This is a genomic window from Herbidospora sp. RD11066, assembly GCF_054661255.1.
The window spans coordinates 417,069-440,429 of sequence record NZ_BAAGDO010000003.1 but is presented as its reverse complement, the minus strand read 5'-3'; the positions used below and the strand labels follow the sequence as shown (position 1 = coordinate 440,429).

Genomic DNA, 23,361 nt, shown 5'->3' with positions numbered 1-23,361 from the left:
TGAAAGGGACCGCCTTGTCGCACTCCCCCCGGATGTCGAAACCGGCTTTACTGGCCTGGCTGACGGCCGCGGCCCTCGCCGCCTACCCGACCTGGGACGAATGGCGCTACCGCCTCTACTCCGGCCCGCCGGAGACGTTCTCATGCATGGGTTTCGATTGGCCGCAGACCTCGCCGCTGGATCCCCTGCGAGGTGACCTCGATCGCCTGATGCAGAACGTGGTTCCATGGGCCGTCCCCGCACTGCTGGTCCTGGGCGGATTCTTCGCCTGCCTCAGCCGGGGCAACCGGCGGAGCGTGGGCCGACGTACGGCGGGCGCTCTCGTCCTGATCGCGGTCATCGAGCCGCTCACTCCCCTCTACTCCTCGGCGGAGGAGTGCGGCGGAACGATCCCCATCCTCAGCGCCGAGTGGTTCGCCGCCGTGGCGGGCTCCTGGGGAAGCACCCAGCTCTGTCTCTTGGCGGCCGCCGCGTTCGTCGTGCTCGTCACGCACCTGACCTCGGCGCAGCCCGAAGGCCCGGGAGTGACCTGGCGTCGGATGGTGGCGCTCCTGGTCGACTACGCGATCGTCCTCGCGCTGTTCGCTTTGGTCATCCCGCTCCTCGCGGACCGGCCCTTCATCCACGTGGACTACGGGCTTCTGAGCGAAGGGACGCTCTCGCTGGACGACCTGGATCTCGAGCACCTGGTCGTCCTGCTGATCGTGTTCCTGTACTTCTGGGTGCAGCACAGCCTGTGGGGACGTACACCTGGCAAGTTCCTGCTGCGCATCCGCCTTGCGCGGACGACGGCGGGAAGGACGGCTCTCCGCACGCTGATCTTCCCGCTTCTGGTCTTCATGCCGGCCGAGGGGCTTCTCGTTCTTGTGGTGGACGGACTATGGGCGCTTCTCGACCCCGACGGCCGGCCGCTTCACGACCGATGGGCGAACACCGAAGTGAAAACTACCTCAGCCTGAACCGGGCGTCCGGTCGCTCGCCGGTCAGGGCGAGGTCGGCGAGGACTCTGCCCACGGCCGGGACGAACTTGAATCCGTGCCCCGAGAACCCGGCCGCCACCACGACCGGGCCGACCCGGTCGAGGACGAAGTCCGACGTGGGGGTGGTGGTGTACGTGCAGCTGATCGAAGTGAAGACGTCGGGGTCGACCCCCGGGAGCCAGGCGCGGGCGTAGGCCCGGAGGGCTTGGACGTGGCGGGCTTCGGGGAGGAAATCGCGTTCGTCGGGGTCGACGACGGGGCCGGTGCCGTGGAAGCCGACCTTGATGCCCTCGCCGGGGGTGGCCAGGCCGTAGATGCCGCTGAGGAAACCGGTCGCGGCGAGGGTCTCCTCGTCGAAGTGGTGGCCGAAACTGGGCCACTCGTCTTCTTCACGTAGCGGGGCGAAGTGGGCGGGCTGTTCCTGGGTGACACGCAGCGGCGGCAGCGGGACCAGCCCGCCGAGCAGCTTCCCGGCCCATGCCCCGGCCGCGACCACGACGCGTTTGGCCTGGTAGACGTCGTCTTCCGTGGTCACCTCGACGGCGTTGTCGTCTTTCACCGTGATCGAGGTGGCCGGGGTGTGGTGGCGGACCACTGCCCCCAGCGCCGCAGCGCTTCTCTGGAGGGCCGCGACGGCGTGGTCGGCGTGGAGGCGGCCGCTCTGCGGGTGGAAGAAGACCTTGCCGTCGTAGCGCAGGCCGGGCCAGCGGTCGGTGGCCTCCTCGGGCGAGAGCCAGGTGCCGGGGGCGCCTGCCGCTTCGACGGCGTCGGCGAGAATGTCCAGATCAGGGGTGCGGCCGTGGTTGACGCTGCCGGTGATGGTGAGGAGCCGGGTGCCCGATTCCGATTCCAGGTCGCGCCACAGGTCGTGGGCCTCCTGGGCGAGGCGGATGTAGACGGGGTCGCCGTAGGAGACTCGGAAGATACGCGAGGCACCGTGGGAGGCGCCGCGAACGTGACCTGGCTCGAACCGCTCCAGCAGCGCCACCTCGGCACCGCGCCCGGCCAGCCGCCACGCCGCCGCCGAGCCCATGCCGCCGCCACCGACCACGACGACGTCCACCGTGTATCGGGCCACGGGCACCTCCTAATACCTAAAATTCCTACCTGTAGTATAGGTATCAACTGATTCGGGCGAGAACCTGCTTGATCCGGGTCATCTTCGCCCCGGCGGCGGCCTCGTCGTGGACGTAGGCGTTCAGCGTCACCTTGACGCCCGGGCGTACCTCGAATTCGGTGGCGTTCGCGGTGAACTTCCCCTTCGTCGTTTCGACGACGAACTCGACCTCGACGTTCACCTTGTCGTCGGTCTTGTTGGTGAACTGCTGGCACACGATCATCGAGCCGATGGAGTCGGGACACGGCTTGACCTTGGTCAGCATGCCGACGACGGCGGGATCGATTTCGGGGACGTCCTCGACGGTCTCGGTCGGCTGTGGGGCCGCCGTCGGTCCGTCGTCGGCGCCGAGTCCGCTGAACGCCTCGGCGATGCTGTTGCGCAGTTCCGCTTTCACCACTTCGCGTCCGGTGTAGTAACCGGCGCCGAAGACCGTGACGACGACCACTCCCGCGGCGACGAGGAACTGGGGTGAGGAGAAACGCCTGACCGGCTTCTGAACCGGGGGTGCGCCCCATGGCTGCTGTGACATTGGTTCCCCTGCCGATGTAGACCGTTCCAAGATCAGAGAGATATCTGCTTTGGTGCGCTGATCGTTACCGGGTAGGTAAATGCGCATGCTGACCGGTTGGTGGGGTGTCGTCCTCGATGCTCCGGATTCTCGCGAGCTCGCCCGCTTCTACTCCGCCCTCCTCGGCTGGGAGTTGATCAACGACGGCGAGGCCGTCCACCCCGGCGAGGGCACCTCCTACATCGCCTTCCAGACCTCCCCCGACTACGAGCCCCCCACCTGGCCGAACGCCTCGGGCGAACAGCAGATGATGCTGCACGTCGACGTCGGCGTGACGGGACTGGAAGAGGAGGTCGCCAGGGCCGTCGCCCTCGGCGCGACCCTCGCCGGCTTCCAGCCCCAGGACGACGTCCGGGTCATGCTGGATCCGGCCGGGCACCCCTTCTGCCTCTATCTCGACGCCGAATAACAGAATAAAGTTCGAGTCATGCGGATCTTCTCGAACATCTCCGAGCTCAAAGCCGCTCAGGGCACCCATCTCGGCTTCACCGACTGGCGGCCCGTCACCCAGGAGCAGGTCAATCTGTTCGCCGACGCCACCGGTGACCACCAGTGGATCCACATCGACGCCGAGCGCGCCGCGCAGGGACCGTTCGGCGGGACGATCGCCCACGGGTTCCTGTCGCTGTCGATGCTGCCGGCGCTGATGAGCGAGCTCATCCGGGTCGAGGGGCTGGCCATGGGGATCAACTACGGGCTGAACAAGGTGCGGTTCCCCGCGCCCGTTCCAGTTGGGGCGCGCATCCGGGCGGGGGGCGAGATCGCCGAGCTCACCGACACCGCCCAGGGCGTGCTCGGGACGCTCAAGATGGTCATCGAGGTCGAAGGCGTGGCGAAACCGGCGTGCGCGGCCGAGCAGCTGGTCCTCTACATCCCGGCGTAGTAGGCGGCGGCCTGGGCCCGGCTCTGCAGGCCGAGTTTGGCCAGCACCCGGCTGACGTGCGTCTTCACGGTCGGTTCCGCGATGTCGAGTTCGCGGGCGATCTCCGCGTTCGACAGGCCGCGGACGAGACAGCCGAAGACGTCGTGTTCGCGGGCCGTGAGGCTGTCGGGGGCTTTGGCCGGTCTCGTCCGGGCGAAGGCCGAGATGAGTTTCCTGGTCACCTGGGGCGAGATCAGGCCGTCGCCGCCCGCGACCAGCCTGACCGCCTCGACGAGCGTGGCCGCCTCGGTGTTCTTCAGCAGGAATCCGGCGGCGCCCGCCCGCAGTGCGCCGAAGACGTATTCGTCCAGGTCGAAGGTGGTGAGCACGAGGATCTCGGTCAGACCGGCGAGCTGCCGGGTGGCCGTGATGCCGTCGAGGCGGGGCATCCGGATGTCCATGATCACGACGTCGGGACGCAGTTCCTTCGCCAGCGTGACGGCCTCCCGGCCGTCGGCGGCCTCGCCCACGATGCGGATGTCGCTGGCGCCTTCGAGGACCAGGCGGATGCCCGTGCGCACCGCCGCGTGGTCGTCGGCGATCAAGACAGTGATCATGTGGCCAGCGTGGCGCTGACCCGCCAGCCGCGTTCACACGGCCCCGCCTCGAACGTGCCGCCGACCAGGGCGGCCCGCTCCCGCATGCCGATCAGCCCGGCCCGCGCGCCGGGCAGGTCACGCTGCCGGTCGGTGACCGGGTTGGCGATGGTCAGGGCGAGTGCGTCCGGACGATAGTCGATGGCGATGGAAACGGGCGCGGCGCCGTGTTTGAGCGCGTTCGTCAGCGACTCCTGGACGATTCTGTACGCCGCCAGATCGACCGCCGGAGGGAGATCGCGTGGCGTGCCCGAGATGTCAACGGTGGTCGTCATCCCCGACCGTTTCACCAGGTCGTCGACCGCCGACAGGGTCGGCCGGAGCGCCTCCGACTCGCCCTCGGCGCGCAGCAGCCCGATCATCCCGCGCATCTCGGCCATGCCCTGAACACTGTTCTCCCGGATCGACTCCACGATCTCCCGGACGGATTTGGCGTCCAGATCGCTTCTGGACAGCACCGCGCTCGACTGGATGGCGATCGCGCTGAAGTGGTTGGCGACCAGATCGTGCAGTTCCCTGGCCATCCGGGTGCGTTCGGCGGAGATCGCGGCCTTCCGATCGAGTTCGGCCATGAGCGCGGCCTGCCGGGCGTGGTCGCGGTGGTTCCTGATGATCGCCGCCGTGGTGACCGGCATGACGATGATCAGGCCGCCCTGGAAGGCCATGACCGTTCCCCACCCCCAGTCATGGGTCTGCAACCCCGCCGCGAGCCCCATGGCCAGCGCCCATATCGGCCCGACACGCAGCAGAACGGTCAGCAGCTTCCGGGGTCCGTACAGGCATGCGGCGTAGATGTTGTCGGTGAACACGACGACCGTACCGAGCGAAGGCCCGATCGTCGCATCGGCCGCCAGCGCGACCACCCCGAGGACGAACGCCGTCACCGGCCGCCTCCGGCGGATCGCCACGCCTACGCAGGTGACCGCGAGCGGGAGGAGGAACAGCCCCATCGGAACGCCCGGCCTGACCTCACGCGCCCCCGCGACCAGCAGGATCACCCCGACCGCGAAGGCCGCCACGGCCATCAGCGCGTCCTGCCGGTTGGGGGTCATGCGTTTCATCTCACCACGGGCCATCTGAAATGGGCATACATCTTTAGATGTACTGAACTTCGTCCGCAGCGGGGAGGCCCGCGTCCTCCGGCGCCCAGAGGATGGGTACCCGGAGGTGGATTCCATGCTGTGGTTGATCATCGCGGCCGAGGCCGGCTTCTGGATCCTGCTGGCCGCAGGCCTCTATGTCCGGTACGGCCTGCGGATGCGCCGGGCCAGCTGGGCACTACTGGCCCTGACCCCGGTCCTCGACATCGTGCTGCTCGTCGCGGCCGTGGCCGACATGCGCTCGGGAGCCGTGGCGACCTGGCAGCACGGCCTGGCCGGGGCGTACATCGCCTATTCGATCGTCTTCGGCCACCGGACCATCACATGGGCCGACGAGTGGGTCGCCCGGGGCTTCAAGAAACCGCCGAAAGTGCTGAGCGAGTGGGCGATCTGGTTCAGGATCGCAGGGGCGTACACGATCATGTGCCTGCTGCTCTTCGGCGCCATCGTCATGGTGGGGGACGCCGAACGGACCTCCGCGCTGACCGGTTTCATGCTGAACGCCGCGAAGATCCCCCTGATCGCCCTGATCTGGCCCGTCACCGACTCACTGGGGCGTCAGTTCCGTAGGAAGCCGGACGATCACCCGCCAACCCCCCATGTGTGGACCAGCATGGACGCTTCCCCCCAGAGGAGTGGCCCTGGCCCGCATCAACCTGACCCCCGACCGACGGGACGCCCGGATGCCGATCGGGCTGTCGATGGTCAGCGTGATCGCTGACGGCTGATACGAGATCATGACCGTGGCTGACGTGGTGCCGTGCTCGAGTGCGCTGGTCAGCGCCTCCTGGACGATCCGGTAGCCGGCCAGATCGACGTCTCTGGGAAGCTCGCGGGCGGGGCCCTGGATGTGGAGACGGGTGGTGAGCCCGGCCTGCTTGCCGCGCTGGAACAGGTCCATCGGGTCGGCGAGACTGCGGTGGTCGGCCCCGAGGACGCCGTTGATGCGCTCGACCAGGAGGTGCTCGGCCTCCTCGGCGCGTCTTCGTTTTCTGCGGTGGATGATCGTGGTGGTGGTGAGCAGGATGACGATGGCGAGGATGCCCAGGTTCAGCACATTAGGCCCCTGATCTGTGCGGTTATGTCGGTTCTTAACCGGCGGTGATCGGGGGTATGCGGGGGGTTGGGAACTTTGCCGGGAGTTGGAGGAGGCGTGTCTTCGGGTAACTGGTTCGGAGCACGGGCCGAGACCCGCTATGCTTATTTCTGCAAGCAGCCGTAGCTCAATGGATAGAGCATCTGACTACGGATCAGAAGGTTGGGGTTTCGAGTACCTCCGGCTGCACTCGCATGAAAGGCCCGTTCCCGGATTTCCGGGACGGGCCTTCGTCATTCCAGGGAGTCAGACGGCCCCGCCACTCACGATCGCGGTGGCCGCCCAGCACAACGTCGCGCAGGCCAGCAGCCAGATGCCCACCTTGATGAGGCGATATTTCAAGGTCACGATTCTCGCCATGACCAGGATCTGGTCGCTGAGCAACGCGAGGTGGTTGCGGGCTGCGATCTCCACCGCCACGCTGATGCGTTCGACTGAGCCGAGGGCGGCCGCGTCTCCGAAGAAGGCGATTCCGTCGGGATCGCGGGAGCGGAGTTCCCGGGGGTAGATGGCCGCCACGAAGGTGGCGACGGAGGTGGCGCCGAGGAGGCCGACCAGCCACCACAGGAAAGCCACGCCGTCGAGGCGGGACGGGGTCCACGAACCGGCGATCAGGGCGCCGAGCAGGGCGCTGATCGCCACTCCGCTGGCGGCGAGCAGGATCGAGGCCTTGAGGTCGGCGCGGCCCGCCTCCTCACGGGTTTCGGTGAGGAGGCGGAGCGCGTGATCCGTCGCCGGGTCGGGGCGTGTCACGGTTTGCCGCCGTTTTCTTCGTCCGGTGACGTGGTCGCGCTCTGGGTCACGCGGTCGCGGCGGGCGGTGGCGAGTTCCTCTTTCAGCTGGTCGGGGTGGTAGCGCTGGAGTTCGTCCTCCACTTGGCGCAGGGCGGCCAGCTCCGGTTCGGGCTGGCCGATCTCGTCGAAGGCGGGGCCCAGACGGTCGAGAGTTGTGAGGGGGCGCTCGGCGGTGGTGGCGAAAGCCGGGGGGACCGGGCCTGCTTGGGTGTGGAAGCCCCTCGCGTACATCATGAAGTGGTAGGCCTCGCCGTAGCGTTCGGCGATCTTGCCGACGACCTCGTCCCGGAGAGCGCTGAGGTCGCTCCAGGCGGTGGCGAAGGAGCGGACGGCCTCGCCCGCCGCCTCGTCGAGTCTGGTCACGTGGCGGGAGGCGCGCCGGAAGCGGCGTCTCGCGGCGGCGTGGTCTTCTCCGAACGGGTCGTAGGCGGCGACCTTCACCGTCAGGGCGCACAGGGTCAGGGTCACCATGAGCAGGATGACGAGCCTGGCGGGCAGGACGGGCAGCGCACCCGCCGACCGGCTCATGTCGGCGGTCCGGAACGAGGCCCACAGGGCGATGCTGGAGATCAGCATGATCGGGAGGATGGCCCTGAGGGTCCAGGCGCCGAGGCGGGAGAGGAAGATCGACCAGCGCGGGCGGGTCCGGTGTTTGGCCGAGCTCCTGGCGTGCCAGCGGGCCCGGCCCAGCGAGTGACCCGCCACGATGATCCCGGCGGTCAGCAGCACGCCGGGCACGAGCGTGAGCACGTGCTCGAGCCACGAGATGTGGCCGATGCCGACGAATCGCTGGAAGATCCGCTGGAAGTACCAGGTGTCGAAGCCGCCGGCCAGGATCACGAGCGGCCACGACGACCACCGGAGCCAGCGGGGCGGGCGGAACCCGCCGTTGGCGATCTCGCTTTCGCCGATCCGTTCGAGATCGCGGGCCGCCTTGGAGAGTTGCCTGCGTGCGAGCTGTGCCTGGAGGTCGGTGACCGTGCGGCCAGCGTCTTCGTGGAGGCGGATGAGGCGCTCCCTGCCCTCGTTCATCGCCTCGGCGTGCTGGCGGACCAGCCTCGCCGACCGGTTCTTGGCGTCCAGCAGGGCTCCGGCCTCGGCGTGGTCGAGGTCGCCGGGGCTGCGCCGCGGGGTGGTGCGGACGTAGCGGTCGAAGTTGCGCTGCCAGCAGTCGCAGCCGTGATGGCACAGGTGCGTGAGCTCGCTGTCCTGGGGCGTCGCGTCGACGATCGTGCCGTGGATCTCCTGGTCGCGCATCAGCGGATCACCTTGTACTTGATCTCGACGCGCCGGTTCTTCGACCGGGCGTAGGTACTGGTCGAGCGGATCGCCGGCTGGGTCTCGCCCTTGCCCGCCACCGTGATGTTGGCGAAGCCGAGACGTTGCAGTTCCGCGCGCACTGCTTTGGCGCGCCGTTGTGAGAGCACCTGATTCTCCAGGTCGGTGCCGACGTCGTCGGTATGGCCGACGACGTGGACCCGGGTCGGGCTCAGCGGGAGCACCTCGTCGGCGAAGGCCCGGATCGCCAGCACACCCTCCGGCCGGAGCTCGTACTTGCCCGTCGTGAAGAGGAGGTCGCCGTCCAGCTCGGCCACTCGTACGGGATTCGGCGGCTCCGAGTAGGCCATGCGCTGGATCTCCAGATCGGCCTTCTCGACGATGTCGGCGGAGCCCTTCGCCGCTTCGAGCGGAGCCGAGTCGACGGTGCAGGACGCCTTCGTCTTGCGGCACATGTCGGTCCACAGGCGCTGGAGCCACGTCCGCTGCCGGGCCGTGAGCGGTTGCCGGCCCTCTCCTTGGACGCCGACCCACGGCATCTCCACCTGCCAGCCCTTCAGGTCGGGCAGGTCGGAGCCGGTGCGGCAGGAGGCTGCGGTCTGGGCGGCGAAGGTGAGATCCCGCATTGCGGTCTTCTCCACGCTCGTACAGTCGATGCTCGACAGTCCGTCGGTGGCGACGACGAGGAGGCGCTTCGGGGCGTCCGTGGTGGCCTGGACGGAGTCGAAGGCCGCCATCACGTTGGTGCCCTTACTGTTGGCGGGGGTGTCGTTGATCGAGGTGAAGACGGAGCCCAGGCAGTCGCCGAGGGTGGCCGCGACCCACTGCTGCATGTCCACGCCGCCGCCGATCTCGGGCAGGGCGATGGGCGGCTGCCAGGTCACTCCGGGGCCGCCGTCGAACGACCCGATCTTGATGAGGGCCGGGCTGCGCAGGCTCCGGACCTTCGCCGTCACGCCGAAGCCGATCTCGCCGCCGTCCCGCGCCTCCGCCGAGTTCCCGAAGATCATTTTCTTCCAGTCGGGCGGTGCGTTCGTGGTCATCCCGCGCATGGAGGCCGACCGGTCGACCACGATCACCACCTCCTCGGCGGCCGGCGCGCTGCCGGAGCCGAGTGACTCGATGGACGCGCACGCGTCGGCTTTGGGTCCGTCGGACGGGACGGGCGTCCACTGGTCGACATCGAGGAAGGAGCAACCCGCCACCACGAGGGTGAAGGTGGCGAGCGCCGGACCGAGGCGCCTGCTCATGACTGCTCCCACGGCAGGTCGGTGACCAGGTCGGGAACCGGGATGCCCAGGCTCTCCAGGGCCCGGCGCAGCATGGTGTCGCTCTGGACGACCAGGTCGAAGACGTTGACCGCCTGCTGGGCGCTGACGACGTTCTGGACCAGCGTGATGTAGCGGTCGGCCTCGTCGCGGCGCTCGCTCTGCATGCGGCCCATGACGTCGGCGACGTTCACGGGGTGCTCGGCCAGGTGCACGGCGAACCTGCTGCGCCAGTGGCTCTCGCAGGCGGACAAGAAGGTGAGCCAGAGCTCGCGTTCCTCGTTGAGCCGCCACACGTGGGATTGGGTCAGTTCCAGCTTGTTGTGGTCGTCCAGGAGTTGCAGGCTGAGGGTCCGCCGCGAGGCCAGGACCTCCTCGCTGGCCATGACCCAGGTGCGGGTCGAGATCGTGATCGTGATCTCGTCGCAGTCGTGGACGGGGGAGTAGAGCGCGACGGCCAGTTCCTTCTCGATCTGCTCCTCCGCCTTGTCCGGCTGGAAGGGTGGGAAGGTGCGCGCGGTGGCCCGGATCACGTCGTGGATGCGCCGCTGCACGTTCACCCGCTTGGCGTCGACCTCCGCGTGCAGGTCGCGGCCGCTCCGGGACGTCTTGTACTGGGCGCACCATGTGGCGTGCACGGTCACGTGGAAGGGCAGCGCGTCTCCCTGCGCCGGAGTGGTGATCGTGAACGCGTCGTCCAGGATGTGGACGCCCTCTCCGGCGGGGTGGGAGCAGGGCCGGGGCGGCGGCTGCATGATGCCCCGGGCCAGCTTGATCGGGTTGTTCGGCTCCGGTTCCTCGCAGACGTGCCGGCCGCCGATCGACGGAGGCGCTTTCCGTTCGGGGGTGGCGCCGAGCGACCTCCACCACGCCCGGATTCGGTGCAGCAGTCTCATCTCGTACGGCCTTTCATGACGCCGTGCAGATGACGGCTGATATCGGGGCTGAGGGCTCGGGTGTGGCTCCACTGGCGGAGATGGAAGGCCAGCGGGCCACGGAGATCGGGGGGACAGTCTGAGAAGATCCCGGTGAGCACGGGCGGCACACGCGGGTCGTCGTCCCACCGGCCGGTCCACTGGGCGAGTGAGGTCCAGATCTCGTGGACGGGCCGGGTGATCGAGTGCTTGATGGAGTCGAAGACCCCGCAGGCCAGGGCGTCCAGCCACAGCTGGACGATCTTCGGCTCGGCGCGGATCCACTGTTCGGCGGTGAAGGCTTTGAGATCGAGCCTGGGCGGGTTGGCGCCTCGGGTGGCGGTGAGGCGGGTGAGGGTGAGGGTGACGGTCCGGCGCAGACCCGGATGGCCGGTCTCGACCCACTTCACGAGCTCGTCGATCATCAGCGCACCCGTGGAGGCGCTGTAGATCTCGGTGAGGGCCCGGGAGACGGCGTCGTGAATCGGGGTCTGCCCGGCGGTCGAGCGCAGAAGAATGCGCTGTAGCGACTGGAGCGCCTCTTCCGGATCGCTGCGCCCGATGTGGGATCCGTACGCCTGGGCGGCGGCGAGCCGCTTTTCGGCCGAGGCGCCCGACCAGTCCCTTAACTGACGCCGGACCCGGACGACCGACCGTTCGTCGAGGGCCGCCGCCTCGAACGCCCACGGGGCCAGCCACCGTCGTCCACGACCTGCCTGGCCGCTGGTCCAGGGGCGGAGGAACTCCGCGCTGATCAGCGGGTAGTCGTAGGAGGCGAGTTTCCCGATGGCGTGCGCCGCCTTCATCCTGATCTCGCGCTGGGATTCCCTGGACAGCGTGTCGAGCCAGGCCAGCACACCCTCGCGGATCGTCTGCCCCTGCTCCCATACCTCATCGAGGACGATCGAGGCCAGTTCTGGCCGTGCCAGCTGAAGCCGGCGGGAGGCTCCCTCGATCGTGTAGTCGACCCCCTTCACCCATTCACGCAGCCACTCCCAGTCGGAGGTGGTGTCGCCCGCCCCCGGCTTGCCCGACTTGATGCCCAGGTGTATCGCCAGCAGGTCCGCGGCCCGGGACACGGTCACGATCGGGACGTCCGTGAGCACCGCCGCGCTGATCAGGAAACACCGGTGCATGGGCGTCGCGCTGGAGAGCATGTTCTGGACGACGCCGCGCAGCGGATCGGGCTGGGCGGCCTTGATCTGCTCCGGGGTCTCACCGTCGGCGAGTCCGTCGACGGCGATCAGCGCCCGCTGACTGCTCATCGCGGGCGAGGTGGCGGCGCCTCCCCATGCGATCAGTTCCTCCGGCAGCGACAGAGCGGTGAGCCTCTTCCGCCTGATGGCCGCCTCGGCGTGGACGGAGAAGACCTCCCCGTGGTCGGGGGGATCGTGCCGGATGGTGCGGAGTTCGGCCGGACTGGGCGCGGTGGTGAGCACGATGAGGCGGCAGGCCCCTGTTTCCGCCGCCTTCTCCAAGGTGCGGCAGAGGTCACCGCTCTTGGATCGCTGGAGCATGTCGCCCACGTCCAGGACGTAGCCGTGGTGCGGGAGCAGGTCGTCGGCGGTCAGCCGGGCGAGGTCGGGAACGCGGAGCCAGGCCACCTTGCGTTCGACGAGGCCGCCCTGCGCCGCCCACAGAGATAACGCGTGGACCGCCGCGAACATGCGGCCGGTGTCGGGCTCGCCTTCGAGCCCGAGAAGTGTCGTGGAGTCGAGGTGCCGGGAGAGCCGCCGCATCGACGACGTGAGGACCCGGGTGCGCTGCACTTCCATCAGCGACCGCTCGTCGTACACCGCGATCTGCACGCGCGGTCCCTGGTCGCCGACGAAGACGTTTCCGCTCGCGGTCTGGAAGAACACGCTGTTGTACGCGGTCGTCCGCAGCCGGTTGAGGTTCTCCTCGCGGAGCCGGCGTTCGTCGTCCTCGCCGGACAGGCGGGAGGTGATCGGGACGGTGTCGTCCTCGTCGTCGGGGATGGGCGGAGGGGGTTCCTCCGGCTCGGGGATGTCCTGGGGGCGCGCCTCGTCGCCTTCAGGCTCCGGGGGTGTTAACTCATTCATGTGCGGTGCCTCTTATGGTGATGCCGCCGACGTTGAGAGGGCCGGTCGTCTGGTTCACGACGTTGCCGCCGCCGTGGAGGGTGTTGGAGAAGACCGAGGACGGCTGCTGCGGCTGCTGACCTGTGGTGGTGGGAATTGGAACGTTCCCAGGCGTGAACTCGTCGAGCTCGTGTACACCGTGGAGGTCGTGGCCGGGGACGTACAGGTAGGCGATGAACTCGCGCGACTTCTCCTGGAGCACGACCTTGCGGAACTGCACGGGGCTCAGCGTGTTGTAGCCCGCGCTGAGGTAGTCGTTGAAGACCCGTTCCGACGCGATGACCACGAGGTCGGCGCGCGGACAGGCGGTGAGTGCGATGCGCCCGGCCTGGGAGTTGGCCAGCCGGTTGACCTCCACCGCGTGCCCGCCGCCGACGCCCATGGCCGCGTCGGGGACGACCGGGCCCTCGTGCAGGGCGATCCGGTAGCGCAGGCAGTTCCAGCCGCTGGTGCCGCGTCTGCTGTTATGGCCGGCCACGGCGGCGTCGAACATCTCGACGAAGGTCTCCGCGACGTCGGCCACGCAGGTGCCGATCGGCAGGAGGGCGAACAGGCCGTCCCCTGACCACTGCACGGCCCGTTCGTCGAGAACCAGCTCGGCCTCGGAGGCGGCGGCGAACACCAGCTCGCGCGTGACCCGCTGCACGACTTCCTGCTGAGCGTCGTTCAGGCCGCTGTAGTTCTCCAGATCCAGGACCATCATGGGCCTGATCTCGCGCGTCGAACGCCCTTGCTTCATCTGTTCTCCTGTGCAAGAGATGGTGATCGGCATACTTTGGCACCGGTACGTCCGGGCTAAGCCATCATTTGATGGCCGCGACCGGAATTCCTACGGCTTCGTGCCGCCGACATCGGCGAAATCGATCATTCGATTCCGGTCAATGATCACGATGCGACGGCCCTCGTAGGCGATGAGCTTGAGTGTCCGCAGTTCCTTGATGGCCCGCTGGGCCGTCACCTCACTGGCGCCCACCAGCGCGCCGAGGTCGGTCTGCGTCAGCGGAAGGTCGATCACGATGCGCGCGCCGTCCGCGCGGCCATGGCACATGCCAAGTTCCAGAAGGGCCCGAGCCACCCGAATCTCCGCGGTGTACCCGCCGAAATCCAGCCTCCGCCGGTTCGCCTGGCGAAGGCGTTCACCGAGAACGCGGTTCAGGGCCATGGCCGCGGCGGGTGATTCCTGGAGAAAGTGCTTGAACTTCTCACCGTGGATGGTGCTTATCAGCGACCTGCGCGTCACGAACACCGAAGCGAAACGGGTGTCCCCTGACATCACTCCCATTTCGCCTAAAACATCACCGCTGGCGCGGACTGCGACCATCGTCGATGTGCCGTTCTCGGTGTGGGCGCTCACCGTCGCCAGGCCGTCGAGCAGCAGATACACCACATTCGACGGGGCGCCCTGCCTGATGAGGGGGTGCCCTTTCGCGAAGGTGTGGTGCGACCCCAGGCCGAGCAGTCGCTGACGATCACGAAACTCCAGGCAGCCGAGAAAGGTGCCCGACGGCCACCCTCTCTCTCGCACCACAAACCTACTTCCGGCGCATTCTGTCACTGCCGACACCTATCGGCCAAAGCGAGTTGTATCACACATATAACCAACTAGCTGGCCAAGTGAAGGATGTCCTGAAATTGAACGCTAACGATCAAATATTCGCCTCCGTGGCGAAACCGGGAAGGGTGCTGGCGATATCAATACCGTCTAAAGCGGGCTAGTCTGGAAAAACCGGGCGAATCTTGTAAAGATCTGCCTGCGGCCTCGGGAGATCTGCGGATCAGAAGGTTGGGGTTTCGAGTACCTCCGGCTGCACTCGCATGAAAGGCCCGCTTTCCAGGATTCCTGGGGCGGGCCTTCTTGTTTTTGGCCTCACCGAGCCAGCGAACCGAGAAGCGCAAGCCTCTCCGCCGTCGGTGTCCCCGCCACAGGAGAGAACAGCGCCAGGATCTGTGTCCGCTCCTCGTCCAAGAGCATCTGGCAGTCGAGTTCCAGCAGCCCCACCTCAGGATGCTGGATCCGCTTGCGCCTGCCGCGCATCACCTCAACAGCGTGCAGATCCCACAGAGCCTCGAATTCGGCACTCACCCGCAGCAACCGCCTGATCAGTTCGTCCGCCCGCGCATCATCGCGGCGCCCGGCCGCGGCCCGCAGATCGGCGACCAGCGCCCGGGACTCCGTCGCGTGGTCCTGCACCGGATACCCGGCCCGCGTACGTGGATCGGTGAACCACCGGTACACCATCGTGCCCGCGTACCCACGCAGCCGGGTCAGGTCGCCGAAGACGGCGCGGGCCAGGTCATTTTGGACCAAGGCGGCTCCGAGGTCGGTCATCACCTGAGCCGGAACATCGACGAGGCGGTCCAGGACGCCGAGAAGGTTCGGCGAGACGTGTTCGTCGGAGCGCCTCCGGTCAGGGGGCCGGTGTCCGGCCAGGCGGAAGAGGTGGTCGCGTTCGTCCAGGCTCAGGCGCAGGGCTCTGGTGATCGCCCGTAGTACGCCAGGCGAGGGCTGTGGGGCGCGGTCCTGTTCCAGGCGGGTGTAGTAGTCCGTGGAGATGTCGGCCAGGCGGGCGATCTCCTCGCGGCGCAGGCCGGGAGTGCGTCTACGCCCCGTGAGCGGCAGGCCCACGTCCCCGGGGGTGAGCGCCTCCCTGCGTACCCGCAGGAAATCGGCCAGCTGCTTGGTGTCCACTCTTCGAGTTTGCGTCATGGCCGGACCGGCAGGCAGAGACCGCCGGTCCCTGGGTAAGTCGACTCTGCCTACCGGCGCCGATCGGAGAAACGCTGGTCATCGGCCGGGAACCGCCCGGCCGGGTGACGATGGAGAAGATCCACATGAGCAGGACCTGGTTTCTCACCGGAGCGTCGCGGGGGCTGGGCGCGCATTGGGCCGAGGCGATCCTGGCGCGCGGTGATCGGCTCGCGGCGACCGCCCGGGATACGGCGGCGCTGGAGCCGCTGGCCGAGCGTTACGGCGATCGGCTTCTGCCGTTGCGGCTCGATGTCCGTGACTCCGGGGCCGTTCGCGAGGCCGTGCGGAGGGCTGAGGTGATGTTCGGTGGGATCGATGTGCTGGTCAACAACGCGGGGCACATGCTGACCGGCGCCGTTGAGGAGGTGGGGGAGGAGCAGGCCCGGGAGCAGATGGACGTCAACTTCTTCGGGGCGCTCTGGGTCACCCGGGCCGTGCTGCCGGGAATGCGGGAGCGGCGGGCGGGGCGGATTCTGCAGGTGTCCTCGATCGGGGGGCTGGTCGCCTATCCCGCGCTCGGCATCTACCAGGCTTCCAAGTGGGCGCTGGAGGCGATGAGCGAGGCGCTCGCGGCGGAGGTGGCGGCGTACGGGATCCGGGTCACGTTGATCGAGCCGATCATGTTCCCCACTGATCTCGCGGCTGCGTCTCCGCAGGTCCGGCCGGACCCGGTGTACGCCCACGCGCGGGAGGCGTTGTACGCGGGGGCGGCGGCCAGTGGCTTCGCGCCGGGCGATCCCGCGGCTACGGCCGACGCTCTTCTCTCGCTCGCCGATACGCCCGAGCCGCCTGTGCGGGCCCTGTTCGGGACCGGTGGCCTGGAGGCGCTGCGGACCGAGTACTCCGGGCGGCTCGCCGGGCTGCGGCAGTGGGACCACATCGCGCGGCTCGCGCAGGGGAAGTAGATCCCGGTGCCGCGCCCTGCAGGGCGCGGCACCGGGTTTGGTTACTGGGAGCCGTTGCGGGTGAAGTGGAACTGGGCGGTGTGCGACGCGGCGGCGCCCTCCCCGGTGTCGACGTGGAGTGTCAGGCACGTGTCCGCGTACGACCTCGGGGTTCGCCAGATCACCTGGTAGCTGCCGTGGCCGAGGACCTGGAGCTGGTCGGCGCCCTCGGCGGGCACCCGTCCCTGCCCGGTGGGCTGGCCGGTCTGGCAGTTGAACGGGCTGACGGTCAGGGCGGCCGTGGTGAGGCCGTTGATCGGGGCGCCGGACGCGTCGGTCAGGCGCCACTTGATCTGGATCCCCTGGCCGGCCTTGAAGGTGTTGACCACGCCGTCGTTCTGGATCGGGGCGGCGAAGCCGGTGAAGACGTACACCACCGAGTAGGTCGCCGTCACCGGCGGGGTCACGTTGCCTTCGTTGTCCTTGGCGCCGGAGCAGGTCGCCGTGTAGGTCCCGACTCCGGCGGGGGTGCCGCCGGTCAGGGTCAGGGTGGCCTGGGTGGCGACGCCGGAGCCCCGGTCGACGGTGACGCACTTGGCCACCGGCACGGAGTGCAGGCGGTAGGTGGCGCCGTCGGTCACGCCGGTGACGCTGACCTGCGGGCCGGCCGTGTCAGGGCCGGTCCAGCGGACGTCGAGCGTCTCCGCAACACCGTCGGCGATGGCGCGGCCTCCGTGGTCCTGGAGCAGGCCGTCGACCGCGACCTTGACCTCGCCGGTGCGCTTCTCGCCGGTGAAGCGGAACGCCATGGCCAGCGTGTCCGACTTCGGGGCGACGGCCGTCCACTGGCCGCCCACGGCGGCGCCGTCGACGGTGGTGACCGTCAGTGCGCCCGAGAGCGCCTGGGACACCTTGGTCGGCTGGGTCATGGTGACGGTGAGGCCCTCGCCATCCACCTCGATCTTGGAGACTTCGGCCAGGTCGGCGCGGAGCAGGCTGACGTTGACGTCGGTGTGCGGGGGCAGCACCTTCAGCGCCCTCGACTCCGCCGGCAGGTAGCCGTCCTTGGTGTAGACGACCTTCCACCAGCCCTCCGGCACGTCCCAGCCATAGCGGCCCTCGTCGTCGGTGACCTGCGGGTTCAGGTCGCCGTAGACGGAGGCGTCGTACACCTGCCACGGCCCTTCGGCGGCGGGTGCGCGCATCAGGGTCGCGGTGACGCCCGACACGCGGCGCTCGTCCAGGCCCTCGTACAGGTAGCCCGACGGGTCGAAGCGGTAGTCGATGTCGGCGTCCGGCCGCGGGCGGTTCGGGTCGCGGGTGGACGTGTCCCGCGACGGCCAGCGGCACTTCTGGTCGCCGTTCATCTGGCGGCGGAGCTCGTCAATGTCGTCGTTGAGCGAGATTTCGATGGCCTTGCCGAGCACCCAGGTCACCGCCCAGACCGCGGCGCTCACACCGAAGGTCGCCGGGGCGAAGACCAGGCCCGTGACGGAGGACACCGCGTTGTAGACGTCGAGTGCGAGGGCTCGCTTCATCAGCTCCTCCAGGCGCTCGCGGTACATGTAGCCGCGGCCCCAGTCCTGGCACTTGACGGCCATGTCCATCATCTGGTTGAGCTGGTCGTACTTGTCGCCGCCGGTCTCCGCCGAGTAGAGGGAGTCCGCATCGGTGATCAGCTCGAAGGCCTCCTGGAAGGCGACCCTGGCCGGGCCGGTGATGAACCCGGCGGCGTTCAGCTTCCTGACCAGCGGCGAGTCGGGCAGGGCGCCGATGTCGACGATCGCCACCACTTCGGCGGTGTAGCGGCCGGTCTCCGCGATCTTCCGCGGGTCGCTCCCGGTCACGACGGGGCCGTAGACGGGCACGCCGGATCTGCGGGAGGCGGCGAGTGCGGCGGCGTCCGGTTCGTAGTCGGGCAGCGGTTCGATGGTGAGTTTGAAGCGTCCCTGCGCGTTCGGGCCCAGTTTCGGAATCGGGGCGGTGAACCGCTGGCTGACGGCTGCGCCCTCGGTCACGGGGTCGTCGAGCACGGCGGTCGCCGGGTCGAACAGGCCTCTGGCCGAGTCGGGGGCCTCGGGGAGCGGCAGTTGCGGCCGGTCCCGTCCGGGGGTGTACGTGATCGTCAGGTCGCCGACCTCGTTGGCCGCCGGTCTGGTCGAGACGGCGTAGACGTGCTCCTTGCCGGCCACGGGGGTGAGGGCGAGGTCCAGCGTCCCGAGGTCGGCCTGCGGGTGCTCGACCGGGCCGCTGAACCGGGCCTCGATCCTGACGTCGAAGTGAGGGCCCCACACCCAGGGGAAACGGGCGACGCCGTCGGCCGGGTGGAAGGTCCGGCTGGTGCCCTGCTGCGACATCGTCACCGTCTCCAGCACGCTGGCGTACGGGTCGACGGTCACGGTCGCCGGGTCGGAATCCAGTTCGACCGCGCCGACGGTGGCGGAGGCGCGCAGAGTGTGCCTGATCGACTCGGGTCCGGTGCCGACGTCCACGATGGCGTGCCAGCGGCCACCGGCTCCGGCGTCGGCCTCCGCGATCACGGTGTCGCCGTCGCGGACGGCGACGTGCGCCCCGGCGGGGGCCAGGCCCGACGTGGTGAACCTGCCCGTCTTGCTGGACGCGGGGGCTCCGAGCGTGACCACTCCCACCTGGATCGCGGCCGATCCCAGGTGTTCGGTGAGGTCGCCCGAGGAGACCGTCATCGAGAACGGCAGGTCGTTCCCTGCGGTCTGCGGGGTGCGGACGTACACATCGATCGTGCGAGCCTTCGCGGCCGGGAGAGGGATCACCACGGCATTGCCCTCGACGGCGAACGCCACCGGCTTCCCGTCCCGCAGCACCCCGCCGTCGGGAACGGTGACGCCCGGGGGGATCGCCAGCCTGGCGGTGCCGGCCCGCGTGGTGTCCTGGAATTCGATGTCGGCGCGCAGGTGGGCGGCCTCGCCGGGGAGCACGGTGTCGGCGATGGCGCCGAATCCGCTGCGCTTGCCCTGCACGAGCCCGGTCCCGGGGTCGAGGACGAGATCGCCGAGATTCAGCTGCTCGCCCGCCCGGACCGTCACGAGACGCTGGACGGAACCGCTCGGGTTCTCCCGGCACGCGCGCACGGTGAGGACGTAGGAGCCCGCGGCGGGCACGGACATCCGCAGGCCAGGGCCGACGAAGTCCGGGTACGACGCCGAGCCGTTGCCCTCCAGCCGTGGGCAGACGTTGCCGACCCGGGGGGTGCCGTCCGGTTCGAGCACGCGGGCGGTGATCCGGGACGTCTCGTGGATCTCGACGGTCATCGGAATGTCGGGGGAGTCCCCCGTGACGGCCTCGGCGCATGCCTTGCCCAGGCCCTGGAAGGCGCCGTCGGCGCAGAAGGAGACCGTGGCGCCCGGCGGCGCGTCGACCGGCGCCTGGGCGGAATGGACCGCCCGGCGTTCTCCGCCGGACAGGACGTGGGGCTGGTAGGCCTGGGCCGTGGTGTTGTCCAGCACCTGCTCGGACCGCTCACCCTCCAGCGAGACCGTGATCAGCTTCGGCCGGATGACGTAGGCGGACATCTCGGGGAAGACCAGCTCCACCGGGCCGGTGCCGACCTCGGTCTCGTCCGTCGTCCAGCGGGCCCGGGTGGCCGACGCGACGGTCGGCGTGCCGCCGTGGACCTCGGCCGACCAGGTGCCGTCGGGGGCCGATTCCGTACGGGTGGAGACCCCGACGCCGCCGATCTTCTGCCGCAGCACGACCTCCGCCCGGAGCGGGCGGCCGTCGGCGTCCTTGACGGTTCCGCGCACGGTCACCTTGGGCAGCGCTACGGCGTCGACGGCGAGGACGTTGTTCCCGGGCACCAGGGTCACGGTCCGGTCGGGTACGGCGGCCAGACCGTGGTCCGCGAGCGTCTTCGCGGGCACCGCGATCTTGGCGGTCACCTCGGTGGCCGCGTCGAGCGTGCCGAACGTCACCCGCCCGTTCGCGTCGGTACGCGCGGACAGGGGCCGCTTCACGGTGGTGAGCACCACGGGGACGTCGGCCAGCGCCTCGCCGCCGGGACGGCGCAGGGTCAGGGTGAGGGACGCGGGGCCGTAGGGAGCGAGGGCCACCTCGACGACCTGGCCGGAGGCCACCGTCACGGTCTTCGGCGGGGTGCCGTCGAGGCCGTCGGAGCGGCGCGTGGTGATCTTGTGGTCGGCGGCAGGGACGACCGGGACGGCGATGATGCCGTTCTCCTTCGGCTGGGCCACGTATCCCGTGCCGGTGGTGTCGCTCCAGACCTGGAGCCGGACACCGTCGGGCTGACCACCGGGAACGGTGACGCCGACCCTGATCAGACCGCCGACCGTGGCGGGCAGGCCGGTGACCGGCCGGGACAGCGAATGCCCGGCGCCGTCGGCGATCTTGACGGTGCCCGAGACGATCTCGGTGACACCCTCGGGCAGCGGCCAGGAGCCCCGATAGCGTCCGGCGGGCTCCTCCTTCAGCTCCACGGTCACCGGCTTGGCCGGGTCGTCGGCGGTGCGCACGACGAGATCGGCGGTGGCGGTGAAGCCCGCCGCACCGACCAGGGCGAAGGTGGCCTCGCGGCCGAGGGCGAGCACGGTCGAGCCGGCGACCTTGGGCAGGTTGGCGGCCGTCTCGGTGACGGTCATCGTGTCGATGCGTACCCGCGCGTCCTTGGTGAGCGGGATCTGCTCGGTGCCGCGCAGCACGGCGATCGCGTAGGTGTACTCGGTGTCGGCGGCGACCTTCACGTCGTCGTAGGTGGTGACGCCGGGAGCCAGGTCGGCCAGTTTCACACCGTCGCGGAGCACCCGGTAGCCGGTGGAGCCGGACGCCTCCCAGGTCAGCCGCACCCGGGCGCCGGGGCCCGACACCGCGGAGAGCGGGGCCTGGCCCGGGGGCACGCCGTCCTGAAGGGTGACGCTCCTGGTCAGCGGGGCCGAGGCGCGGCCGTCGGCGTCTCTGGCGACGACGGCGAGGTCGACGGTCGAGCCCGCGGTGAGGCCGGTCAGTACGGTCTGGGTGGTGGTGACCGTGGTGACCTTCGTGCCGTTGACGCTGACGTCGTAGGTCCGCGCGGTGGCGCTCGCGGCGGGCCAGGAGAGGTTCACGCTGGTCGTGCCCGGTTCGGCGGTCAACTCGGCGCCTTCCGGCCAGGTGGGCGCGGGGGCGTCGGCGGGGACGGCCCTGTAGAGGTGCGGGGGCTGCGGCTCGTCCGTACGGGGTGCGACGAAGGCCGTGCTGGAGGACAGGAAGGTCACGGTTCCCGCGTCGGCGCTCATCGCGTAGGCGTACACGAGGTCCGGATAGACGACGCCCTCGGTGACGACGGGGTCGGCGATCCGGCCGTCGAGGCCGGGGCTCGCCAGCGCGGGGGCCCTGCCCGCCTGGGCCGGCTGGGTCCACAGGGCGCCCGAGCGGCGGAACGCGACGGTGCCGCCGTCCGCGCTCAGCCGTGCCCAGGTGGGCAGGTCGTCGGGGCCGAAGTCGGTGTCGCCGGAGACGTACGGCGCCTTGGGTGAGGCGTCCAGCGTCACGTCGGCCGACGGGCCGGTGACGAGGTCGGCCACGACCACGCCTGCGCCGACGCCGCCGAAGGCGGTCCGGCGGCCTGCCTGGTCGAGGTTGGGAACCCAGGCGTTCTGCTGCGCCTGGGTCAGGTCGCGCTCGCCGGGCAGCTTGTCGCCCGAGGTGGTGTCGAAGCGCATGAGGGTCCCCGGGGAGCCGCCCGCGTTGACCGCGAGCACCTTCCCGTCGCCGGACAGCGCGAAGTCCCGCACGGGGGCCCCGCCGTCCCTGAAGTCCTCCGGGCGGACGACGTGGGTCACCGGTGCGGCGCCGGCCGACAGCGTGACCAGCAGCACGCCCTCCGGTGAGCTGAAGGACTCGTACTCCGGCAGGGGCAGCGAGAGTTTCACGGCCAGCCGCGTGCCGTCCGCGCTCATGTCCAGATCCAGGAGCGTGTGGTCTGAGACCGGAACGCCCAGGTCGGGGACCTGCACCCAGGTGGTGGCGCCGGTGAGCCGGTCCCGGACGAAGATCGCCTCCCTGATGTTCGGGTCGGCCGTGGCCGGCAACCGCAGTTCGGCGGAGCTGGACGCGGTGGCCAGGAACGCGACGGTCCTTCCGTCACCGCTGATCGCGGCGGCCCTCACCTGCTGCACGGGCAGCCCCTGGAGGTCGAGCCCGACGGCCTCCTCCCCACCGCCGCCCAGGTCGGTGGCCACCAGGGCCGGTGGATCGTCCCCTCTCGGGGACAGGTGTAATGCTGTGGTGCCGTCGGCGGACAGCGCGAGCCGTCCCGAGTCGGTGTGGAGGCCGGGAACCTCGGCCACGCCGTCGACGCGGTAGGCCCGCGGAAGCGGTTCGGCCGCCCCAACGGCCATGGCCGCCTGTGGCACCACTCCGAGCTGGACGAGGAGGCCGGCCACCAGCCCCAGGATGATAAAGGGAAATGACTTTCGCACGGGTATCTCCTTGAATAGGCGATCACCCGAGACGATGACGAATTTCCCTTGAATCGTGCTTGGATGGGACTTGGAAATGCCTGACCGTATTTAATGCATTATAGGAACTGTAATGAATACAGAGTTCTTTGATCTGCTGGCCGACAGCCACCTCCGCCTCGTCGGCACCCCGCTTGGCGGCCCCGACGCCACGGCGGCCTGGCTCTACGAAGACGCGCCTTTCTGCGTACTGGCGCACGACGCGACCGACGACCCGCGTTTCACCTACGCGAACCTCACCGCCCAGCGCTGTTTCGAATACGACTGGGCCGAGCTCGTCGGCATGCCCTCCCGCCTGTCGGCGGAGCCCGACCGGCGCGAGGACCGCCAAGAGCTCATCGACGCCGTGCATCGCGACGGTTTCGCGACGGGCTACCGGGGCCTGCGCATCGCCAAGTCGGGGCGCCGCTTCTGGATCGAGGACGTCACCATGTGGAACCTGGTCGAGGGCGGGCGGCTCGTGGGGCAGGCGGCGACCTATCGCGGCTGGCGGGACGCCTGA

General features: G+C 69.3%; 20 protein-coding genes and 1 tRNA gene. 8 read left to right on the top strand and 13 right to left on the bottom strand.

The window, feature by feature from the left end; genetic code table 11:
* The first annotated feature begins 32 nt into the window (after positions 1-32).
* Positions 33-959, top strand: a complete 927-nt coding sequence (locus ACYQ78_RS13505; protein ID WP_459801149.1) for an RDD family protein — start codon at positions 33-35, stop codon at positions 957-959.
* Here the strand turns inward: ACYQ78_RS13505 and solA are convergent.
* Both solA and ACYQ78_RS13495 read right to left on the bottom strand, forming a co-directional pair.
* A complete protein-coding gene (solA, locus tag ACYQ78_RS13500; RefSeq protein ID WP_459801148.1) occupies positions 946-2,058 on the bottom strand; it encodes an N-methyl-L-tryptophan oxidase in 1,113 nt (370 codons plus the stop codon). The genes ACYQ78_RS13505 and solA overlap by 14 nt on opposite strands.
* A 43-nt stretch (positions 2,059-2,101) precedes the next feature.
* Entirely contained in the window at positions 2,102-2,629 is a 528-nt protein-coding gene (locus tag ACYQ78_RS13495) for a hypothetical protein (RefSeq protein ID WP_459801147.1), read from the bottom strand.
* An 85-nt stretch (positions 2,630-2,714) separates the two neighbouring features.
* Between ACYQ78_RS13495 and ACYQ78_RS13490 the strand changes: the two genes are divergently transcribed.
* A complete protein-coding gene (locus tag ACYQ78_RS13490; protein WP_459801146.1) occupies positions 2,715-3,077 on the top strand; it encodes a VOC family protein in 363 nt (120 codons plus the stop codon).
* 18 nt (positions 3,078-3,095) lie between these two features.
* Positions 3,096-3,551, top strand: coding sequence for a MaoC family dehydratase (locus ACYQ78_RS13485; RefSeq protein WP_459801145.1), 456 nt, complete (start codon positions 3,096-3,098; stop codon positions 3,549-3,551).
* On the opposite strand, the gene ACYQ78_RS13480 is transcribed toward ACYQ78_RS13485, so the two are convergent.
* Both ACYQ78_RS13480 and ACYQ78_RS13475 read right to left on the bottom strand, forming a co-directional pair.
* Positions 3,536-4,147, bottom strand: a complete 612-nt coding sequence (locus ACYQ78_RS13480) for a response regulator (protein WP_459801144.1) — start codon at positions 4,145-4,147, stop codon at positions 3,536-3,538. The two genes, ACYQ78_RS13485 and ACYQ78_RS13480, sit on opposite strands and share 16 nt — an antisense overlap.
* Positions 4,144-5,238, bottom strand: coding sequence for a sensor histidine kinase (locus ACYQ78_RS13475; RefSeq protein ID WP_459801143.1), 1,095 nt, complete (start codon positions 5,236-5,238; stop codon positions 4,144-4,146). Before ACYQ78_RS13475 ends, ACYQ78_RS13480 begins: the two co-directional genes overlap by 4 nt.
* A gap of 124 nt (positions 5,239-5,362) precedes the next feature.
* Here ACYQ78_RS13475 and ACYQ78_RS13470 point away from each other — a divergent pair, with 124 nt between their 5' ends.
* The 3 genes from ACYQ78_RS13470 to ACYQ78_RS13460 all read left to right on the top strand — a co-directional run bounded on the left by ACYQ78_RS13470 (position 5,363) and on the right by ACYQ78_RS13460 (position 6,571).
* Positions 5,363-6,007: a hypothetical protein gene (locus tag ACYQ78_RS13470; RefSeq protein WP_459801142.1), complete on the top strand. Its 645-nt coding sequence runs from the start codon at positions 5,363-5,365 to the stop codon at positions 6,005-6,007.
* 39 nt (positions 6,008-6,046) lie between these two features.
* Positions 6,047-6,391: a hypothetical protein gene (locus ACYQ78_RS13465; protein WP_459801141.1), complete on the top strand. Its 345-nt coding sequence runs from the start codon at positions 6,047-6,049 to the stop codon at positions 6,389-6,391.
* 107 nt (positions 6,392-6,498) lie between these two features.
* A tRNA-Arg gene (locus tag ACYQ78_RS13460) sits at positions 6,499-6,571 on the top strand.
* Between the two features lie 57 nt (positions 6,572-6,628).
* Here the strand turns inward: ACYQ78_RS13460 and ACYQ78_RS13455 are convergent.
* The 8 genes from ACYQ78_RS13455 to ACYQ78_RS13420 form a co-directional block, all read right to left on the bottom strand.
* Positions 6,629-7,135, bottom strand: a complete 507-nt coding sequence (locus tag ACYQ78_RS13455) for a Pycsar system effector family protein (RefSeq protein WP_459801140.1) — start codon at positions 7,133-7,135, stop codon at positions 6,629-6,631.
* Positions 7,132-8,433, bottom strand: coding sequence for a hypothetical protein (locus ACYQ78_RS13450; RefSeq protein WP_459801139.1), 1,302 nt, complete (start codon positions 8,431-8,433; stop codon positions 7,132-7,134). The genes ACYQ78_RS13455 and ACYQ78_RS13450 overlap by 4 nt, the downstream gene beginning before the upstream one ends.
* Complete coding sequence (locus tag ACYQ78_RS13445) at positions 8,433-9,704, bottom strand: OmpA family protein (protein WP_459801138.1); 1,272 nt, start codon at positions 9,702-9,704, stop codon at positions 8,433-8,435. Before ACYQ78_RS13445 ends, ACYQ78_RS13450 begins: the two co-directional genes overlap by 1 nt.
* Positions 9,701-10,618: a hypothetical protein gene (locus ACYQ78_RS13440; protein ID WP_459801137.1), complete on the bottom strand. Its 918-nt coding sequence runs from the start codon at positions 10,616-10,618 to the stop codon at positions 9,701-9,703. Before ACYQ78_RS13440 ends, ACYQ78_RS13445 begins: the two co-directional genes overlap by 4 nt.
* Entirely contained in the window at positions 10,615-12,699 is a 2,085-nt protein-coding gene (locus ACYQ78_RS13435; protein ID WP_459801136.1) for a hypothetical protein, read from the bottom strand. The genes ACYQ78_RS13440 and ACYQ78_RS13435 overlap by 4 nt, the downstream gene beginning before the upstream one ends.
* Positions 12,692-13,477 (bottom strand): hypothetical protein, encoded by a 786-nt coding sequence (locus ACYQ78_RS13430; protein WP_459801135.1) that lies wholly within the window; start codon positions 13,475-13,477, stop codon positions 12,692-12,694. The genes ACYQ78_RS13435 and ACYQ78_RS13430 overlap by 8 nt, the downstream gene beginning before the upstream one ends.
* A 90-nt stretch (positions 13,478-13,567) precedes the next feature.
* Positions 13,568-14,263 carry a Crp/Fnr family transcriptional regulator gene (locus ACYQ78_RS13425; RefSeq protein ID WP_459801770.1) on the bottom strand — a complete coding sequence of 232 codons (696 nt, stop codon included), beginning with the start codon at positions 14,261-14,263 and terminating at the stop codon, positions 13,568-13,570.
* Positions 14,264-14,605: 342 nt separating this feature from the next.
* Complete coding sequence (locus ACYQ78_RS13420; protein ID WP_459801134.1) at positions 14,606-15,427, bottom strand: helix-turn-helix domain-containing protein; 822 nt, start codon at positions 15,425-15,427, stop codon at positions 14,606-14,608.
* Between the two features lie 143 nt (positions 15,428-15,570).
* Between ACYQ78_RS13420 and ACYQ78_RS13415 the strand changes: the two genes are divergently transcribed.
* The gene (locus tag ACYQ78_RS13415) at positions 15,571-16,392 is read left to right on the top strand and encodes an SDR family NAD(P)-dependent oxidoreductase (RefSeq protein WP_459801133.1); all 822 of its coding nucleotides are present in this window, start codon (positions 15,571-15,573) and stop codon (positions 16,390-16,392) included.
* A gap of 41 nt (positions 16,393-16,433) precedes the next feature.
* Here ACYQ78_RS13415 and ACYQ78_RS13410 read toward each other — a convergent pair whose 3' ends face one another.
* Positions 16,434-22,820: a PxKF domain-containing protein gene (locus ACYQ78_RS13410; RefSeq protein WP_459801132.1), complete on the bottom strand. Its 6,387-nt coding sequence runs from the start codon at positions 22,818-22,820 to the stop codon at positions 16,434-16,436.
* A gap of 112 nt (positions 22,821-22,932) precedes the next feature.
* On the opposite strand from ACYQ78_RS13410, the gene ACYQ78_RS13405 reads away from it, so the two are divergent.
* Positions 22,933-23,361: an MEKHLA domain-containing protein gene (locus ACYQ78_RS13405; protein WP_459801131.1), complete on the top strand. Its 429-nt coding sequence runs from the start codon at positions 22,933-22,935 to the stop codon at positions 23,359-23,361.

Coding starts and splice junctions, on each gene's coding strand:
- ACYQ78_RS13495 (WP_459801147.1), bottom strand. CDS start 2,629: ATGTCACAGCAGCCATGGGGCGCACCCCCGGTTCAGAAGCCGGTCAGG.
- ACYQ78_RS13445 (WP_459801138.1), bottom strand. CDS start 9,704: ATGAGCAGGCGCCTCGGTCCGGCGCTCGCCACCTTCACCCTCGTGGTG.
- ACYQ78_RS13415 (WP_459801133.1), top strand. CDS start 15,571: ATGAGCAGGACCTGGTTTCTCACCGGAGCGTCGCGGGGGCTGGGCGCG.
- ACYQ78_RS13475 (WP_459801143.1), bottom strand. CDS start 5,238: ATGACCCCCAACCGGCAGGACGCGCTGATGGCCGTGGCGGCCTTCGCG.
- ACYQ78_RS13505 (WP_459801149.1), top strand. CDS start 33: ATGTCGAAACCGGCTTTACTGGCCTGGCTGACGGCCGCGGCCCTCGCC.
- ACYQ78_RS13430 (WP_459801135.1), bottom strand. CDS start 13,477: ATGAAGCAAGGGCGTTCGACGCGCGAGATCAGGCCCATGATGGTCCTG.
- ACYQ78_RS13405 (WP_459801131.1), top strand. CDS start 22,933: ATGAATACAGAGTTCTTTGATCTGCTGGCCGACAGCCACCTCCGCCTC.
- ACYQ78_RS13435 (WP_459801136.1), bottom strand. CDS start 12,699: ATGAATGAGTTAACACCCCCGGAGCCTGAAGGCGACGAGGCGCGCCCC.
- ACYQ78_RS13470 (WP_459801142.1), top strand. CDS start 5,363: ATGCTGTGGTTGATCATCGCGGCCGAGGCCGGCTTCTGGATCCTGCTG.
- ACYQ78_RS13490 (WP_459801146.1), top strand. CDS start 2,715: ATGCTGACCGGTTGGTGGGGTGTCGTCCTCGATGCTCCGGATTCTCGC.
- ACYQ78_RS13485 (WP_459801145.1), top strand. CDS start 3,096: ATGCGGATCTTCTCGAACATCTCCGAGCTCAAAGCCGCTCAGGGCACC.
- ACYQ78_RS13450 (WP_459801139.1), bottom strand. CDS start 8,433: ATGCGCGACCAGGAGATCCACGGCACGATCGTCGACGCGACGCCCCAG.
- ACYQ78_RS13480 (WP_459801144.1), bottom strand. CDS start 4,147: ATGATCACTGTCTTGATCGCCGACGACCACGCGGCGGTGCGCACGGGC.
- ACYQ78_RS13440 (WP_459801137.1), bottom strand. CDS start 10,618: ATGAGACTGCTGCACCGAATCCGGGCGTGGTGGAGGTCGCTCGGCGCC.